Annotated in this window: 14 protein-coding genes and 3 pseudogenes; 7 read left to right on the plus strand and 10 right to left on the minus strand. The window is 64.1% G+C overall.

All coding sequences use genetic code 11. The features are described 5' to 3' along the window. Nucleotides 1–163: pseudogene (locus tag WJW29_RS06705) on the minus strand (IS701 family transposase); the annotation flags it as partial. Between the two features lie 410 nt (nt 164–573). Between WJW29_RS06705 and WJW29_RS06710 the strand changes: the two are divergent. The 6 genes and pseudogenes from WJW29_RS06710 (at nt 574) to WJW29_RS06735 (ending at nt 7,406) form a co-directional block, all read left to right on the plus strand. Further along, nucleotides 574–1,776, plus strand: coding sequence for an HlyD family secretion protein (locus WJW29_RS06710; RefSeq protein WP_011408779.1), 1,203 nt, complete (start codon nt 574–576; stop codon nt 1,774–1,776). Continuing rightward, on the plus strand, nt 1,773–3,365 hold the full coding sequence (locus WJW29_RS06715) for an MDR family MFS transporter (protein WP_011259372.1): 1,593 nt from the start codon (nt 1,773–1,775) through the stop codon (nt 3,363–3,365). The genes WJW29_RS06710 and WJW29_RS06715 overlap by 4 nt, the downstream gene beginning before the upstream one ends. Before the next feature lie 4 nt (nt 3,366–3,369). Continuing rightward, the gene (locus WJW29_RS06720; protein WP_011408777.1) at nt 3,370–4,863 is read left to right on the plus strand and encodes an efflux transporter outer membrane subunit; all 1,494 of its coding nucleotides are present in this window, start codon (nt 3,370–3,372) and stop codon (nt 4,861–4,863) included. A 145-nt stretch (nt 4,864–5,008) separates the two neighbouring features. Then, nucleotides 5,009–6,256 carry a polyamine ABC transporter ATP-binding protein gene (gene potA, locus WJW29_RS06725; RefSeq protein ID WP_075240820.1) on the plus strand — a complete coding sequence of 416 codons (1,248 nt, stop codon included), beginning with the start codon at nt 5,009–5,011 and terminating at the stop codon, nt 6,254–6,256. Next, nucleotides 6,138–6,560, plus strand: a pseudogene (locus WJW29_RS06730) (ABC transporter permease subunit); the annotation flags it as partial. The gene potA and the pseudogene WJW29_RS06730, both read left to right, overlap by 119 nt. Next, nucleotides 6,557–7,406, plus strand: a pseudogene (locus WJW29_RS06735) (ABC transporter permease subunit). The pseudogenes WJW29_RS06730 and WJW29_RS06735, both read left to right, overlap by 4 nt. Nucleotides 7,407–7,561: 155 nt before the next feature. Here the strand turns inward: WJW29_RS06735 and WJW29_RS06740 are convergent. Beyond that, the gene (locus WJW29_RS06740; protein ID WP_230455488.1) at nt 7,562–7,837 is read right to left on the minus strand and encodes a hypothetical protein; all 276 of its coding nucleotides are present in this window, start codon (nt 7,835–7,837) and stop codon (nt 7,562–7,564) included. A 389-nt stretch (nt 7,838–8,226) separates the two neighbouring features. Here WJW29_RS06740 and WJW29_RS06745 point away from each other — a divergent pair, with 389 nt between their 5' ends. Further along, nucleotides 8,227–9,591, plus strand: a complete 1,365-nt coding sequence (locus WJW29_RS06745) for an NAD-dependent succinate-semialdehyde dehydrogenase (RefSeq protein WP_011408772.1) — start codon at nt 8,227–8,229, stop codon at nt 9,589–9,591. A gap of 151 nt (nt 9,592–9,742) precedes the next feature. On the opposite strand, the gene WJW29_RS06750 is transcribed toward WJW29_RS06745, so the two are convergent. From WJW29_RS06750 to miaB, 8 genes are all read right to left on the minus strand, one after another. Then, on the minus strand, nt 9,743–10,744 hold the full coding sequence (locus tag WJW29_RS06750; RefSeq protein WP_011259367.1) for a magnesium and cobalt transport protein CorA: 1,002 nt from the start codon (nt 10,742–10,744) through the stop codon (nt 9,743–9,745). A gap of 15 nt (nt 10,745–10,759) precedes the next feature. Further along, a complete protein-coding gene (locus WJW29_RS06755; RefSeq protein WP_011259366.1) occupies nt 10,760–12,040 on the minus strand; it encodes a DUF4105 domain-containing protein in 1,281 nt (426 codons plus the stop codon). Then, nucleotides 12,037–12,915 carry a transporter associated domain-containing protein gene (locus WJW29_RS06760; protein WP_011408770.1) on the minus strand — a complete coding sequence of 293 codons (879 nt, stop codon included), beginning with the start codon at nt 12,913–12,915 and terminating at the stop codon, nt 12,037–12,039. The genes WJW29_RS06755 and WJW29_RS06760 overlap by 4 nt, the downstream gene beginning before the upstream one ends. 94 nt (nt 12,916–13,009) lie before the next feature. Next, nucleotides 13,010–13,528: a hypothetical protein gene (locus WJW29_RS06765; protein ID WP_011408769.1), complete on the minus strand. Its 519-nt coding sequence runs from the start codon at nt 13,526–13,528 to the stop codon at nt 13,010–13,012. After that, nucleotides 13,528–14,013: an rRNA maturation RNase YbeY gene (ybeY, locus tag WJW29_RS06770; protein WP_011259363.1), complete on the minus strand. Its 486-nt coding sequence runs from the start codon at nt 14,011–14,013 to the stop codon at nt 13,528–13,530. Before ybeY ends, WJW29_RS06765 begins: the two co-directional genes overlap by 1 nt. A 54-nt stretch (nt 14,014–14,067) precedes the next feature. Then, entirely contained in the window at nt 14,068–14,730 is a 663-nt protein-coding gene (locus tag WJW29_RS06775) for a hypothetical protein (RefSeq protein ID WP_011259362.1), read from the minus strand. 411 nt (nt 14,731–15,141) lie between these two features. Further along, nucleotides 15,142–16,128 (minus strand): PhoH family protein, encoded by a 987-nt coding sequence (locus WJW29_RS06780; protein ID WP_011259361.1) that lies wholly within the window; start codon nt 16,126–16,128, stop codon nt 15,142–15,144. Between the two features lie 423 nt (nt 16,129–16,551). Beyond that, entirely contained in the window at nt 16,552–18,006 is a 1,455-nt protein-coding gene (miaB, locus tag WJW29_RS06785; RefSeq protein ID WP_011259360.1) for a tRNA (N6-isopentenyl adenosine(37)-C2)-methylthiotransferase MiaB, read from the minus strand. Nucleotides 18,007–18,020 lie beyond the last annotated feature (14 nt).

Below are 18,020 nucleotides of genomic sequence, written 5' to 3' on the forward strand. Positions count from 1 at the left end.
GGGACAGGGCGGCAGCAACTACTTCCCCGTACTGTTCAAAACGCACTTCCAGTGTCCTATTCAACACAGCTCTCCCGCGCGGCCTGAAGGTCTTCCAATAGTGGCACAAAGGTACGATTATTTGTAACACAGTGGAAGTGGGTAGAGTAACGAAAACTGGCAGTTCCAGCACGCCAAAACCGCAGGTGAGGCCTTGCAATGGATGCGGTCTGGGGGTTTTTCAGGGGCGACTACTTACGCGATCAATTCGCCCGAAGTGGACCGGCTGTACACGCGGCTGTGGACCGATACCAAGACCGGTCGTTGAGCTGCCGTGCGAGATAGAGCGCCTGGCTGCGCTGCGTGGCGAGGCGCTCGTCCGGCGCACTCTCTAACAGAGCAGGCAGATGGTGCCGTGGGGCGCATAGCGACGGCCGTTTTCATCGGGTGACCATCGGTCCAGATGCCACCCGATCGGCGCGTCATGTAACCTGTACTGAGTGGTACAAATATTGTATGGTTGCGCCACCCTCGCTGAAGCCGCTGATCTGACGGATGCAGGGCATGCCTCGCCCCTCACACAGGACGCATCCTTTGAGCAATCACGATCATCAGTCCAATGACGGCCAGTGTTCGGCCACGGATGCGCAGGGCGCCGGCGCGCGCGACGAGCAGGAGTCGCCCAAGCCCTCGCCGTTGAAGAACCCCAAGGTGAAGTGGACGCTGATCCTGGTCGGGGTACTGGTGCTGATCTTGCTGGTGGTGTGGCTGGCCTGTTACCTGATCAAGGGCCGCTACATGCAAGACACCAATAACGCCTATCTGCAGGCCGATTCGGTGGCAGTGGCGCCGCGCGTCAGCGGTTACGTGACCAAGGTGCTGGTGAGCGACAACCAGATCGTGGAGGCCGGCCAGCCGCTGCTGCAGATCGACGACCGCACCTACCAGGCCACCCTGCAGCAGGCCGAAGCCGCCATCGCCGCACGCCAGGCCGATATCGTCGCTGCCACCGCCAATGTCTCCGCGCAGGAGTCGGCGTTGTTGCAGGCACGCACCCAGGTCACTGCCGCGACTGCCACCCTCAGGTTCGCCCAGGCCGAGGTGAAGCGCTTCGCGCCATTGGCCGCCTCAGGCGCCGACACCCACGAGCATCAGGAAAGCCTGCAACATGATCTGGCCCGCGCACGCGCTCAGTACGACGCCGCGCAGGCGCAGGCCAAGGCCGGCGAAAGCCAGATCCAGGCCAGCCGCGCGCAACTGGAACAGGCACAGGCCGGCGTGAAGCAGGCCACCGCCGATGCCGATCAAGCGCGCGTGGCGGTGGAAGACACCCGCCTGACCAGCCGCATCCACGGCCGTGTCGGCGACAAGACCGTGCAGGTGGGTCAGTTCCTCGGCGCCGGCACCCGCACCATGACCATCGTGCCGCAGCAATCGCTGTATCTTGTCGCCAATTTCAAGGAAACCCAGGTCGGCCTGATGCGTCCCGGCCAGCCGGCCGAGATCGAGGTCGATGCGTTGTCCGGCGTAAAACTGCACGGCAAGGTCGAGAGCCTGTCGCCGGGCACCGGCTCGCAGTTCGCCTTGCTGCCGCCGGAAAACGCCACCGGCAACTTCACCAAGGTGGTGCAGCGCGTGCCGGTGCGCATCCGCGTGTTGGCGGGTGACGAGGCGCGCAAGGTGTTGGTTCCGGGCATGTCGGTGGAAGTCACCGTCGACACGCGCTCGGCCAAGGACGCCAAGCAGCGCGCCGAAGAAGAATCCGACCGCGTGCAGGAGCAGGAGCGCGCGCGATGAGCGCAGCGGCCGCCACCGGCCCGCGTGCCGGCGGTAGCGCCCAGCGCGAGAAGGCCGAGCTGGGCGCCTGGTTGGCGGTGCTGGCCGGCACCATCGGCTCGTTCATGGCGACGCTGGATATTTCCATCGTCAATGCGGCATTGCCCACCATCCAGGGCGAAGTCGGTGCCAGCGGCACCGAAGGCACCTGGATCTCCACCGCCTATCTGGTGGCCGAGATCATCATGATTCCGCTGACCGGTTGGTTCGCGCGCACGCTGGGCCTGCGTAACTTCCTGCTGATCTGTGCGGTGATGTTCACTGCGTTCTCGGTGGTGTGCGGGCTGTCGACGTCGCTTTCGATGATGATCATCGGCCGCGTGGGGCAGGGGCTGGCTGGCGGCGCCTTGATTCCGACCGCGCTGACCATCGTCGCCACGCGGCTACCGCCGAGCGAGCAGACCTTGGGCACCGCCCTGTTCGGCATGACCGTGATCATGGGCCCGGTGATCGGCCCGCTGCTCGGCGGCTGGCTCACCGAAAACGTCAGCTGGCACTACGCGTTTTTCATCAACGTGCCGATCTGCGTTGGCTTGGTCGCGCTGCTGCTGCTTGGCCTCAAGCATGAAAAAGGCGACTGGGCCGGACTGCTCAATGCTGATTGGCTGGGCATCTACGGGCTGACCGCCGGTTTGGGCGGGTTGACCGTGGTGCTGGAAGAAGGCCAGCGCGAGCGTTGGTTCGAATCCAGCGAGATCAATACGCTGAGCCTGATTGCGTTGAGCGGATTCATCGCCTTGGTGATCAGCCAGTTCCGGCGCCGGCCTCCGGTGATCCGTCTGTCGCCGCTGGTGCAGCGCAGCTTCGGCGCGGTCTTCATCATGGTGATGGCGGTGGGCATGATCCTGTTCGGCGTCATGTACATGATTCCGCAGTTCCTGGCGGTGATCTCGGGCTACAACACCGAGCAGGCCGGGTATGTGCTGCTGCTGTCCGGGCTGCCGACCGTGCTGCTGATGCCGATGATGCCCAAGCTGCTGGAAATGGTGGACGTGCGCATCTTGGTGATTGCCGGGTTGATCTGTTTTGCCGCTGCCTGTTTCGTCAATCTGACGCTGACCGCGGACACCGTGGGCACGCATTTTGTCGCCGGGCAGTTGCTGCAGGGCTGTGGCCTGGCGCTGGCAATGATGTCGCTCAATCAGGCAGCGATTTCGTCGGTGCCGCCGGAACTGGCGGGCGACGCCTCCGGCTTGTTCAACGCTGGCCGCAACCTGGGAGGCTCGGTCGGTCTGGCGCTGATCTCCACCTTTCAGGAGCGCCGCATGACGTTCCACATCGAAACCATCGGCAGCGCCGTGACCGCCAATTCGTCGCGTGCGCAGGATTTTCTGGCTGGGATCACTGCACAGATGCACGCCAGCGCCAGCGCCGGCGGCGAGGCCGCCATTCGCTCGGTCGCGCAGCTGGCCCGGCTGGTGAAACAGCAGGCCCTGGTGATGACCTATAGCGATCTGTTCTGGATCTTCGGCGTGATCGTGGTCTGCACGATTCCGCTGGCCTTTTTGCTCAAGCCGTTACCCAAGGGGGCGCACCTTGCAATGCACTGATTCCATGCGCCTGATCCGCATGCCACTGGCTGTGGCGTTGAGCACGCTGATGCTTGGTGGCTGCATGCTCGGCCCCAACTACACCAAGCCGCCAGCCGTGGCCGATGCGGCGATGCAGGCGCCGGCCCTGCATCGCGCCAGTGGTGCAGACGTCGTGGCAGCTGCACCGTTGAACCACTGGTGGGAAGAACTGCAGGACCCGACCCTCACCCAGCTGGTCACCCAGGCATTGGCCGACAGCCCCAACCTGCGCGCCGCGCAGGCGCGGTTACGCGCCAACCGCGCGCTGGCACAGCGACGCCGCGCCGAGCGCTTGCCCACGCTCAATGCCAGCGCGCTGTATGCCTACGCCGAGCCGCCGCACACCATCGTCGACACGCTGGGTGGGCTGCAGCAGCAAGGCCAACCCGGTCAGCCGCCGGCTGCCGGCAACCAGGCGCTGGATCTTGAAAAGACCCAGATCTACAGCGCCGGTTTCGATGCGAGCTGGGAGCTGGATGTCTTCGGCCGCCGCCGCCGCGCCGCCGAAGGTGCGCTGGCACAGGCGCAGGCCTCCGAGGCCGAGCTGGCCGATGCGCAAGTGCAGCTGGCCGCCGAAGTCGGGCAGGTCTATCTCAACTACCGCGGCTTGCAGGCGCGCCTGGCCATCGCCGATGCCAACCTGGACAAGATCCGCCAGACGTTGCAGTTGGTGCAGCAACGTCGTGGGCAGGGCGCCGCGTCGGATCTGCAGGTCGAGCAGATCGCCACCCAGGTGCAGCAGCAGCAAGCGCAGCGCCTGCCGCTGGAAATGCAATCGCAAGAAGCGCAGGACCAGCTGGCGCTGATGGTCGGGCGCGCGCCCGGCGCGCTGGATTCCCTGCTGAGCGCGCCGCAGCCGCTGCCGATGTTGCCCACCCAGGTGCGCGTGGACGATGCCGGCGCGTTGATCCGCCGGCGCCCGGACGTGCGCAAGGCCGAGCGTGAGCTGGCCGCGTCCAGTGCGCAGATCGGCGAGGCCTTGAACGGCTATTTCCCGCAGGTGAGTCTGCTGGGCGGGTTGAGTTGGGTCGCCGGCTCGCCGAGCGATTTCAATTCCGATGCGCTGGCCAGGTTTGCGGTGCCGATGCTGCGCTGGTCGATCTTCGATTTCGGCAAGACCCGCGCGCAGGTGGAGCAGGCGCGCGCCAGCAATGCCGGTCGTACGGCAGCGTACGAAGGGACCGTGCTGGCTGCCTTGCAGGATGCCAATTCGGCGTTGGCGCGCTTCGGTTCGGCACGCAAGCAACTGGTGGTCGCACGCCAGGCCGAAGCCTCGGCCACGCGTTCGGCCGGGCTGATGCAGCAACGGCGCGATGCCGGTGCCACCTCGTCCATCGATCTGCTGGATGTGCAACGCCAGCAGTTGTCGGCGCAGGACGCTGCCGCGCAGGCCCAGGTGCAGTTGCTGGTGAATTACGTGGCCCTGCAGAAGAGTCTGGGGCTGGGCTGGAGCGAGCAGGCGCAGGAGGCACGCTGAGCGCCGCTGGCAAAGCGACTGCGCGACTGCCGGGCGAGCGTGGCTCGGGCACGACGGGTTCAAGCGCGCCGCCGCGCTCGGGTTTTGCCATGATGGTCGTCGGTCGCTGTTGTGCTGGTCTGCATTGGGAGGAGTGAGGAGTTCGATGGCATCCACCGAGACCACGCCGCAGCCGCATGTTGCCCCTTACGACAGCGGTTATCTCAGCATTAGCGAGGTCCGCAAGGAGTTCGATGGATTCGTTGCCGTGGACGCTGTCAGCCTGCAGATCCGCAAGGGCGAAATGTTCGCGTTGCTGGGAGGCTCGGGCAGTGGCAAATCCACGCTGCTGCGTTGTCTTGCGGGGTTCGACCGGCCAAGCAGTGGGCGCATCGTTCTGGACGGTCAGCCCATCGATGCGCTGCCGCCGTACGAACGCCCGATCAATATGATGTTCCAGTCGTATGCGCTGTTTCCGCATATGAGCGTGGAGCAGAACATCGCCTTCGGCCTGAAACAGGAAGGCTTGTCCAAGGCTGCGATCGCCGCCCGTGTCGGCGAGATGCTCGAGCTGGTGCAGCTTGGCGCGCTGGCCAAGCGCAAGCCGCATCTGCTCTCCGGCGGGCAGCAGCAACGCGTGGCCCTGGCGCGCTCGCTGGCCAAGCGGCCCAAGCTGTTGTTGCTGGACGAACCGATGGGCGCGCTGGACAAGAAGCTGCGCTCGCAGATGCAGCTGGAGCTGGTCAACATCATCGAAACCTCCGGCGTCACCTGCGTCATGCTGACCCACGATCAGGAAGAGGCCATGACGATGGCCACCCGCATCGCGCTGATGGACCAGGGCTGGATTCAACAAGTCGGCACGCCCGACGAAATCTACGAGCAGCCAGCGAATCGCTTTGCGGCCGAGTTCATCGGCTCGGTCAATCTGATCGATGCGGTCATCGCCGACGACGCGCCCGATTACGTCGGCTTGAAGACCTCTGCGTTCGATGCCTGCATCCGCATCGGTCACGGCATCACCGGCTTCGAAGGGCAGGCGGTGGCGTTCGCGCTGCGCCCGGAAAAGCTCGCCATCGGCAAGGACGAGCCGACGCAGGCGTGCAACAAGGCGCAGGGCGTGATCGAGGACATCGCCTATTTCGGCAGCCATTCGGTGTATCACGTGCGCCTGCCCAGCGGGATCAAGCTGATGGCCAACTTCGCCAATCGCCAGCGCTGGGCCAGCGAAGCGCTGACCTGGGGCGACACCGTGTGGGTGGGCTGGGGCGAAGACGACGGCGTAGTGCTCACCGTTATACACGCCAATCGCCGCCTACATCGGCATCGTGTACTGCTATTTGCCGTTCATGGTGTTGCCGCTGTACGCCAACCTGGTCAAGCACGACAACCGTCTGCTCGAAGCCGCCTATGACCTGGGTGCGCGGCCGTGGCAGGCGTTCGTGCGCATCACCTTGCCGCTGTCGCGCAACGGCATCGTGGCCGGCTGCATGCTGGTGATGATTCCGGCGGTGGGCGAATTCGTCATCCCGGAAATGCTGGGCGGGCCGAACACCTTGATGATCGGCCGCGTGCTGTGGGGCGAGTTTTTCAACAACCGCGACTGGCCGGCGGCAGCGGCCGTGGCCGTGGCCACGGTGATGTTGCTGCTGCTGTTGTTGCCGATCCTGATCTTCCACCGCTACCAGCAGCGTGAGCTGGAAGGGCGGCTGACATGATGCGCGCCTCGCGCGGTGGGCGCCTGCTCGGCGCCAGTGTGCTCGTGCTGGGTTTCGGGTTCCTGTATCTGCCGATCCCTGCTGTTGATGGTGTATTCGTTCAACGCCTCGCGTCTGGCGACGGTATGGGGCGGATTCTCGACCAAGTGGTACGGCCAATTGCTGCACGACCGGCAATTGCTCGACGCAGCCTGGGTCAGCCTGAAGGTGGCGTTCTGGACGGCCTGCGCATCGACGGTGCTGGGCACGATGGCCGCCATGGCAATGGTGCGCATGCGGCGTTTCCCCGGCAAGACCCTGTTCGGCGCACTGATCACCGCGCCGCTGGTGATGCCCGAAGTCATCATCGGTTTGTCGATCCTGCTGTTGCTGGTGTCCATGGGCGGCGTGCTCGGCACCGCGCCGCGCGGCGCGGTGGCGATCTGGATGGCGCATGTCACCTTCACCGTATTGTTTGTGACCGTGGTGATCTCTTCGCGGCTGCAGGAGCTGGACCGCTCGCTGGAAGAAGCCGCGATGGATCTCGGTGCCACACCGTTGAAGGTATTTTTTCTGATCACCTTGCCGATCATCGCGCCGGCCCTGGCATCGGGCTGGCTGCTGGCCTTTACGTTGTCGCTGGACGATGTGGTGATCGCCAGTTTCCTGGCCGGGCCCAGTTCCACCACCTTGCCGATCAAGGTGTTCTCGTCGGTGCGCCTGGGCATCAGCCCGAAGATCAACGCCCTGGCCACGGTGATGGTGCTGGCGGTGTCGGTGGCTGCGGTGATCGGCTGGTGGTTGCTGGCGCGCAGCAAAAAACGTCGCCTGCGCGATGCGCAACTGGCGCAACAAGCGATTGCCTGAGCGCACGCCCGCGTTGACGTGGCCAATGCACCCGACCAATCGGCGGCCAGAAAGACGCAGCGCCTGAGCGACCGACGTGGGCCAAGGCGGCAGGTCGCGTCAGAACGCTTACCGCACCTGCCGGCCCACGCGTGCAACCGTTCAATCAGCGGCGCTTACCTGGTTGGTGGCGTGTAACCGCTGTTCCAGGGCTGCGGCTTGGTGAGGTAGCACTGATATTCGGCACTGATGTTGTAGCCGTGTTGCTCGACGCTGGGTTGTTCGTCGGCGCGGTTTCTGCCGTTGTCCTTGTCGCCATCCTTGGACTTGCGCTTGTCTGGAAAGATCGTGACCGTGTTCGGCGACGAACGCACGGTGATGAGTTGGCGGATCGCGGTGTCTGCGCAAGCGCGCCGTGCGTCTTCCTCGCAGGGTTGCGTGGGATCGGGCATCAGGCTGGTGCAGTGCACGGTGACAAACCCGGCCGGACCGGGCCGCGGGCCACGCAGCAGGTCCTGGACGAAGGCGCATCCAGGTAGGCACGCGCTGGTGCGAGGTACAACCAGAACACTGAGATTCCGGTGCATTGTGGTCATCCTCCATGAATGTGCGCCAATCACGCGATGCCATAGCACTTTGTGCGGTTGGCGGGGCAGTCCTGGTTCCATTACGTTGTTCTGCAGGCGGCATTTGCGATGCCATGCGATGTCGCGTTGTACGGCAGAGATGCGTCGTTGCGTCGCGCCGCCAGCAAACACAGCGTTGCAGCGATTTCAGGGGGTTGTGACGCGGCTACAACTTTCCGGTGACTAGCATGGCCGTCCTGCTATTGGAGAACGCCATGTCCTACGACACCGTCAACCCGACTAGTGGCCAGGTCGAGCACACTCAGCAGACCATGGATGCCGCCGCCATCGAAGCGCGTCTGGCCGCATCCGCCAAGGCATTTCCGGCCTGGGCCGCGTTGCCGCTGGGCGAGCGTGGCGCGTTGCTGCGCCGCGTCGGCGAAGAGCTGACCAAGCGACGCGACGACCTGCAGCGCATCATGACCGCCGAGATGGGCAAGCTGCGCCGCGAGGCGCTGGCCGAGGTCGACAAGTGCGCACAGGCCTGCGCGTATTACGCCGAACACGCCGCCGCGTATCTGGCGCCGCGCGACATTCCTACCGAAGCGCAATCCAGCTACGTGCGCTACGAACCGTTGGGCTGCGTCTTCGCGGTGATGCCGTGGAATTTTCCGTTGTGGCAAGCCTTCCGCTTTCTGGCCCCCAGCCTGATGGCCGGCAATGTGTCGTTGCTCAAGCACGCCAGCAATGTGCCGCGCTGCGCCGATGTCATGAAGGAGGTACTGGACGCCGCCGGGATTCCGCCAGGCGTGTTCGATGTGCTGCATATCGATAACGACCAGGCCGCCGATGTCGTGCGCGACGACCGTATCGCCGCGGTGACGTTGACCGGCAGCGAACGCGCCGGCCGCTCGCTGGCCGCAAACGCGGGCGACCAGCTGAAGAAGTGCGTGATGGAACTCGGCGGCAGCGATGCCTTCGTGGTGCTGGAAGACGCCGATCTGGAGCACACCGTGCAATCGGCCGTGCAGTCGCGCTTCGACAACAGCGGGCAGACCTGCATCGCCGCCAAGCGTTTCATCGTGGTGGATGCGATTGCCGACCAGTTCATCGAACGCTTCGTCGCCGCGGCAGCCAAGCGCGTCGTCGGCGACCCGCAGCAAGAGAGCACCACACTGGCGCCGATGGCGCGTGCCGACCTGCGCGACGAACTGCACAAGCAGGTGCAGGCCAGCGTGGCGAAGGGTGCCAAGGTCTTGCTGGGCGGCGAACCGGTCGCCGGCTCGCATGCCGGTTATCCGGCGACGATCCTCGACAATGTCGCACCTGGCATGCCGGCATACGACGAAGAGTTCTTCGGCCCGGTCGCCTCGATCATTCGGGTTGCTGATGAAGCAGAAGCGGTGCGCGTGGCCAACGACACCACCTTCGGCCTGGGCGGCAGCGTGTGGACGGCAGATGCCAAACGCGGCGAGCGCGTGGCGCAGCAGTTGCAGTGCGGGGCGGCATTCGTCAATTCAGTGGTCAAGAGCGATGTGCGCTTGCCCTTCGGCGGCATCAAGCGTTCCGGCTTCGGCCGCGAGCTGGCCGATCACGGCATCCACGAATTCATGAACATCAAGACGATTTATGTGGCGTGACGGCCGGGAGTTGAGATTCGGGAGTGGGGATTGGTAAGAGCAGACGATCGCGACTTACGGGCATCCTGGGCCAGGTTGACAATCAACAACCAGCCAACTGCTCAAACCAATCCCGAATGCCCAATCCCGAATTCCGGGCCGCAACGTGGCCCTAAAGCCACCGAGCGCGCTTGAACAGGCGATACAACACCAGGCAGGAGCCGACGATACCGGCGACCAGCAGTGGGTAGGCGTAGCGGGCGTCGAGCTCTGGCATATGGGTGAAATTCATGCCGTACCAGCTGGTGATCAGGGTCGGGGCGGCCAGCAGGGCGGCCCAGGCGCCCAGGCGTTTGACGGTCTCACCCTGGGCGAGCGTGACCATCGACAGGTTGACGCTCAGTGCGGTGCCCAGCATTTCGCGCAAGGTGTCGATGGCATCGCTGGTGCGAACGGCGTGATCGAGCACGTCGCGCAGGTAGATGCCCACTTCTTTGTGGATCAGTGAGCCGGGGTTGCGCTTGAGGTGCGAGAGCACGTCCTGCAGCGGTGCAACCACCAGGCGCATCTTGTTGAGTTCGCGCTTGAGCTCATACAGGCGCACCACCGTTTCGCGCTTGTAGTCATCGGCGAAGATGTCTTTTTCCAGGCGTTCCAGCGTGTCGCGGAACTCGTTCATGATCGGCAGGTAATTGTCGACCACGAAATCGAGCACGCCGTACAGGCAGAACGACGCACCCATGTGCAGCATTGCCGGTTCGCGTTCGACGCGATGACGCACCGGTGCGTACGACAACGATGCGCCGTGGCGCACGGTCAGCAGGAAGCGTTTACCCAGGAATGCGTGCGTCTCGCCATAGCGGATGCGCTCGTTGACCAGCTGCGCGGTATTGACCACCACGAACAAGGAATTGCCGTAACTCTCGGCCTTCGGTCGCTGATGCGCCTTGAGTGCGTCTTCGATCGCCAGATCGTGAAGGCCGAATTCGTCCTGCAACTTGTGCAGCACCGATTCCTGCGGTTCGTACAGGCCCACCCAGACGAAGCCATCGGGACGCTGCAGCACATCGCTGATCTGTTCCAGGCTGATGTCGTGGCGCTTGCCGTCGCCGTCGTAGTAGGCGCAGGTGATGACGCAGGACGGATTATCGGGGTGATGGCCGTGATTGTTCATGTGCGCATCCTTCGGTCAGCGTATGCGGACGGGCAGGTCACGCGCCAGCAGGGCAAGGGCGAGCGCGGTGTGGATCGGCAACAGCAGCATGATCCATTGCAGGTTGTCCTGCGCCTGGAACGACAGCCAGTGAATCAACAGTGCCGCCAGCGCACACGCAGCGACAACCCAGGACAGCACGTTGAACCAGCGGCCCGGCCGATGGCCCAACTGCAACCGGATGCCACCGCACCACAGCAAGACACACAGTGGATTGACCAGCAGCAGATTGCGGTTGGCCCATGCCGATTGATGCGCAGTGAATCCCCACAGATACACCAGCACACCACCGCCGATGGCGCAAAAGAGCCAGAACGGCAGCGCCAGTCCGGCCAGCAGGCGCTGCCTGCGGCCCAAGGCCAGCACGCCTGCGGCCACGATGAGCCCGGTCAACAGCCACGGCCACCAGTGTCGCTGTTGTTCGGCGGGCTCCGGTGCGATGCGATGCGGCAGCAATACCTGCGTGGATTGCACCAACGGGCGACCGGTGCTGTTGTGCACCTGGGTCAGGTTGTCAGCCAGCCGCATCGGGATGAAGGCTTCTTCCCAGCGCGACAACGGGCGGTCTGCGTACGGCCCCAGGCCCAGGTCGAAGCCCAGCCACATCCATGGGGCCGGGGAGGCCAGGCGAATCGCTTCGCTGCGGAAGGTGTTGCCACGCGAACGGCCGGCCAGTTGCGATTTGAGCGTGCCGCCCATCGCACGGTCCAGCGTGTCGCGGACCATGGTGGCGCAGTTGGTCATGAAGTAATCGTAGTGGTAGCGCGCGTTTTCCGGTTGGCTACGCACTGCCAGACCGTCGGCCAGCGCACGCGCCTGATCTGGCGGCAGATCCAGCCACTGGATGCTGACACCGCGGCCGGCATCGCGATACTGCGACAGGTCTTCTTCCAGCGGTAGCGCGACCAGGTAGTACATCATTTCGCCACGCGCAAAACGCGGCATGAAATCCGCCTCGCTCGGGTCGAAGAAGCCGAAGTTGTACGAGGTGGCCTGTTGCGTACGCGGGTCGACCACCACGATGGCATCGTGACCGAAGCGTTCGAAAAACACTTCGCCCGGCTGCATGGTCAACACGCCGACCCGCGGTGCCGGCCGGGACGCAGTGGCGGCTTCCGGGGCGGGCGCGTGCGCGACTTGCGCGACGGTGGCCGGCGTCACCAACAGTGCCAGCAATGCGAACAGCCAGCATGCAGCCCGACGCCGGGCGCTGCAGCTCACCTGCGCTGCAGCGGTCATGCCATGCGACAGGTTCAAGCGTCGTCCTGCGGGTCGGGCGGCAGAATGGTGACGTGGAAGGCATGCACGCGCCGCGCATCGGCCTTGGCCACGCGGAACGCAAACCGCCCGAGCGTCAGCTCTTCGCCGGTTTCGGGCAGGTGCCCGATCGCATCGGTGACCAGCCCGCCGACAGTGTCGTACTCGTCGTCGGGGAACTCGGCGCCGAAGCGTTCGTTGAAGTCTTCGATCGGCGTTAACGCATCGACCACATAGCGTCCGTCGGCCTGGATCGCAATGAGCGAATTCTCGTCCTCGGCATCGTCGTGCTCGTCGTCGATCTCGCCGACGATCTGTTCCAGCACGTCCTCGATGGTGACCAGCCCGGCAACACCGCCGTACTCGTCCACCACGATCGCCATGTGGTTGCGCGACAGGCGGAATTCCTTGAGCAGGACATTGAGCTTCTTGGACTCTGGGATCAGCACCGCCGGGCGCAGCAATTCGCGCACGTTGCCAGGTCCGTTATCGGCAACGACGCCGCGCAGCAAGTCCTTGGCCAGCAAGATGCCGAGCACTTCGTCCTTGTTCTCGCCGTGCACCGGAAAGCGCGAATGGCCGGATTCGACCACCTGCTTCATCAGGTCGATGAAACGCGCTTCCACTGGCAGCGAGACCATCTGCGAGCGCGAGATCATCACATCGCCCACGGTGAGCTCGGACACGGAAATCGCGCCTTCCATCATGCGCAAGGTGTCTGCGGCGATGAGCCCGTCCTGTTCGGCGGTCCGCAGCAAGGCGACAAGTTCGTCGCGGGTATGGGGTTCGCCAGAGAAGGCAGCGCTGAGGCGCTCGAGCCAGCTACGGCGTTTTTCCGGTGCTTCTAGGGATTGGCTACTGTCGTCTTCGGACATCGTGACGGGGAAGGGCACCCGGCAAACCAGGCGTTAGCCATCAGTCTAGCAGGAAGCCGGCACGGCGCTGTGGATGCGCTGTTACCTGGTCTGCTCAAGGCAGATCCAGGCTGTAGCCGCAGCCAACCACGGTCTTGCCGGGATGCGATTTGACGTTGGTCACGCTCAGTACGATCGATTCGATCATCGGCTCGCCGGTCTTGGGGTTGGTGGTGTCTTCGCTGACCAGCTCGCGCCCGTACATCACCTTCTCGGCGTTATCCACGCCCAGTTCCAGTTCCAATTGCTTGGCGAGCGGGCGTGGGTCGGGCATGTCCAGGATCGCCATGACGCTGGCGCCGGAAAACGCGATGTGAGTGGTGCTGTGGCCGAACACGCTGATCGGCGTGTTGAGCATGTACTCGGTCATGAACAGATTGGATTGATCCAGTGGCGTCCAGCCCAGCGCGACCGCCTTGAGCGGATCGGCCAGCACCGGCGCCAGCGCGCTGAAGTCGCCGATGCGCTGGCGGCATTCGATCAAGGCGGCAAGGTCCGGGCGCACCGGCGCGGTCTGCGCCCAGGCGCCGTGGGCGCTCAGCAATAGCAGGGCAGCGGCAACGCAGCGACGCATCACTGTTCTCCCGCGTACGGGTCGTCGATGCCGAGGTCGGCCAGAATCTCGCGTTCGAGTTGCTCCATCGCATCGGCCTCCTTGTCGTCGTCGTGATCCCAGCCGAGCAGGTGCAAGGTGCCGTGTACGGTGAGATGCGCATAATGCGCGGCCAGCGATTTGCCTTGCTCGGCGGCCTCGCGCGCCACCACCGGTGCGCAGATCACCAGATCGCCCAGCAGCGGCATCTTGATGCCCTTGGGCAGACCTTCCGGCAGCTCTGCGGGAAAGCTCAGCACGTTGGTGGCGTAATCCTTGCCGCGATAATGATGATTGAGCGAACAACCTTCCTTCTCGTCGACCAAGCGCACCGCCAGATCGGCCTCGCGAATGCGTCCCTTCAACGCGGCAGCCACCCACTTGCGAAAACTCACCGCCGATGGCAGGCCTGCGCGTGGCAACGCATAACTGACGGCGACGTCGAGGCGGATCGGACCTTTGGTCATGGCGATACCAGCATTGAGCTCAGACAGGAGCCACAGTATCGCGCGTGTGTTGCCTCACTGCGACTTCCACTCGCTGGGATCGTAGGCGATTTCGATTACCTCGGCTGTCTTGACCAGCTCTTCGATGCCGGCCTGCCTGGTCGAGCCGTGGCAATTGAAGCCAAGATGAGTCTTGATTTGGCGCGCCATCTCAACGGCGCCTTGATCGGGCGTGGCCTTGGCATCGAGGTGGACGCTCAGGTCCGCGCACCCGCCAACATTGCTGACTTGGATGGCCGGTACGAGCGCGCGCGCAGCCTGGTCGGCCAGTGCGTCGAACCTGGTCTGCGCGATTGCTTGCTGCGCTGCCGATACCCGCACCTTGATGTAGTGCAGCTGCGTGTAGACCAGGTAGCCGTTGGACAGTCGCGGCATGCCGGACGACGCCAGGTCCACGCTGAGCTGCAACGTTTCCCCAACGAAGGGTTCGGCGTCCGCGATGGCCGCGATCACCTTGGCATCCACCGTATTGGCCGGGATGTTTTTCGGGGCATCGTCGCTGGTCAACACGAACCTGCTCTGGTCCAGCTCGTCCAGCCGCGAACAGGTGCCTTGTGTGCGCGCCGCGGCGAGGTCCTTGCGAAAGGCGCTCATGCCGTGTTCGATAGCCTCGGCTTGCGCGCGTTGCCCGGCTGGATAAACGAACACATCGATATTCAATTTCGGATGCTCCGTCATCGCGTAATGGAATCCAGCCCACCGAGACCTTGGCTGCCGGGTTGTAGGAGCTGCGGGCGAGCGTAAACGGACCAACGTTCCTCGGTGCAGCCAGGTAACCGGTCTCGATGTAAGCGCGCGAGGATGCCGGGGGGTCATCCGGCGTGGCCGATAACGCAACTGGGGCCACACCCAGCGTGTAGGCGAAGAACACCACGCGACAACCGACCATGTGCACCTCCTGTGCAGAACGATGCCGCAAGTGTATCGCCGTGACGCGGCGGGTTCGCGTGTCTGGCTCAGTGCCGCTGCAGACCGACCGGCGCAAGGTGCTGTGCGACGACCGCGCTACTTGGCGGTTTTCCGGCTTGCCCCGCGTTGCACCGAGTCGTGCCGAGCAGGGCATCCGCGGTCACCTCCCGCCAGCCTGCTTCATGCCGCAGGTGCGGCAGGCTTTTCGGCCAGATCGCGCTTCTCGTAAGCAGTGACGATGCGTTGCACCAACGGATGGCGTACCACGTCGCGCGCTTCGAAGAACGTGAAGCTGGCGCCTTCCACATCGCGCAGCACTTCGATCGCATCGCGCAGGCCGGATTTGACATGTTTGGGCAGATCGATCTGGGTGAGGTCGCCCGTCACCACCGCCGTGGAGCCGAAGCCCAGACGGGTCAGGAACATCTTCATCTGCTCGATGGTGGTGTTCTGCGCCTCATCCAGGATCACGTACGCATCGTTGAGCGTGCGGCCGCGCATGTACGCCAGCGGCGCGATCTCGATGACGTTGCGCTCCAGCAGCTTGACCACTTTTTCCACGCCCAGCATTTCGTATAGCGCGTCGTAGAGCGGACGCAGGTACGGGTCGACCTTCTGGCTGAGATCGCCTGGCAAAAAGCCCAGCTTCTCGCCGGCTTCCACTGCCGGGCGCACCAGGATCAGGCGCTGCACACGCGATTCGTTGAGCGCTTCTACCGCACACGCCACGGCCAGGAAGGTCTTGCCGGTACCTGCCGGGCCGATGCCGAAATTGATGTCGTGCGTGACGATCGCATGCAGGTATTTGGCCTGGTTGGCGCCACGCCCACGCACGGTCCCACGTTTGACCTTGATGGCGACATCCTGGGCCTGGTAGGCGCGCTCGGCCACGTGTTCGAGATTGGCATCGTTGAGGCGCAGATGGATCGCATGGGCGTCGAAGGTGGTGCCAGCGGCCTCTTCGTACAACGCGGTCAACAGCGACTGCGTGGCGACGATGGCCGGCTCCGGTCCGGTCACCCGGAAGATATTGCCGCGGTTGCCGATTTCGACGCCAAGCTTGAGTTCGATCTGGCGCAGATGCGCATCGAACGGGCCGGCGAGATTGGCGAGGCGCTCGGTGTCCTCGGGTTCCAGGGTGAAGTCGCGATGTGCTGATGCGTTCATGATCGGATCGGACAGCGCACGCAGGCGCGCGTCGGTAGGGCGGGGTCGAAAGGGTAGCGCGCGGCATGTAATCCCACCAACACACCGAACGGCGCGGCACCTCGGCAATGCGGCTGTCCGCAGCTGCGTGCAGGTTTTCCACAACCGCTGTGGAGTCACGCCTCACTAACCTGTGGATAAAATTCGTCGCGCTTACTGGCGCAAGGTTCGCTGGGGAGGTGGTGAAAAAATCACCAGTGCCGACAGGGTTGTCCACACAGGATGTGGATCGAATTCGGCAAAGCCTGTGGGTAAGTGTGGCGAAGCCTTGCGCTGCAAGACGCGACAGCTGTGTGGTGAAATTTTGACCATTGCGTGCGACACGCTTCGGCGCGTCGTTGCGCTGCTGGAAGAAGCGCCGCATGGCGCGGTGCCTCCCCGTCTTCAGTGCGCGCTGTCGTCCAGTTGAATGCGACCACGCAGCGAATTGCTCATCGCCTCGGTGATCAACACGTCCACGAACTGCCCAATCAAACGCGGGTTGCCCGGGAAATTCACCGGGCGCATGTTTTCGCTCTTGCCGGTCAATTCGTTCGGGTCGCGCCGCGAGGGGCCTTCCACCAGCACGCGCTGCACGCTGCCCACCATCGATTGCGAAATGCTCGCCGCGTGCGCGCTGATGTGCGCCTGCAGACGTGCAAGACGCGCCTGCTTCACCGTCTCCGGCGTGTCGTCTTGCAGGTCCGATGCCGGGGTGCCGGGACGACGCGAATACACGAACGAAAAGCTCTGGTCGAAGCCCACGTCCTCGATCAGCTTCATGGTCTTTTCGAAGTCCGCTTCGGTTTCGCCGGGGAAGCCGACGATGAAATCCGAACTGATCGAAATATCCGGGCGCACCGCACGCAGCTTGCGGATCCTGGATTTGAATTCCAGCGCGGTGTAGCCGCGCTTCATCGCCGACAGAATGCGGTCGCTGCCCGCCTGTACCGGCAGGTGCAGGTAGTTGGCCAGCTGCGGCACATCGCGGTAGGCATCCACCAGCGAATCGGAAAACTCCAGCGGATGCGAGGTGGTGAAGCGGATGCGGCCGATGCCCTCGATCTGCGCGATGGTGCGGATCAGCAGGCCCAGATCGGCGTACTGCGCGGGGTCGCCGGCATCGGCGCCATATGCACCGCGGTACGCGTTGACGTTCTGGCCGAGCAGGTTGATCTCGCGCACGCCTTGCGCCGCCAATTGCGCCACTTCCACCAGCACGTCTTCGAACGGCCGGCTGACTTCTTCGCCACGGGTGTAAGGCACCACGCAGAACGAGCAGTATTTGGAGCAGCCTTCCATGATCGAGACGAACGCCGACGGGCCTTCGGCACGCGGCTCGGGCAGGCGGTCGAACTTCTCGATCTCCGGGAAGCTGATGTCCACCTGCGACTTGCCCGATTCGCGCCGTGCGCGGATCAATTCCGGCAAGCGGTGCAGCGTCTGCGGGCCGAACACCAGGTCTACATAGGGCGCACGTTTGACGATGGCTTCGCCTTCCTGCGACGCCACACAGCCGCCGACGCCGATGATCACCGGCTTGCCGCCGGCCTTCAGCGCCTTCCAGCGCCCCAACTGACTGAAGACCTTTTCCTGCGCCTTTTCGCGAATGGAGCAGGTGTTGACCAGCACCACATCCGCTTCTTCCGGGTTATCGGTCAGCTCCAGGCCTTCGGAGGCGGCGAGCACGTCGGCCATCTTTGCCGAGTCATACTCGTTCATCTGGCACCCGTGGGTCTTGATATAGAGCTTGCCGCGCACCACGGCAGGCGCGGAAGGGCGCGCCACGGGCAAGGGCAGCAGGGCGGGTGCATCCACGGCGGTGGCCGTGGACAGATCGGAAACGGATGTCCCGGGCATGGCGCTTATTCCAG

Source organism: Xanthomonas sp. JL1, from assembly GCF_038405005.1.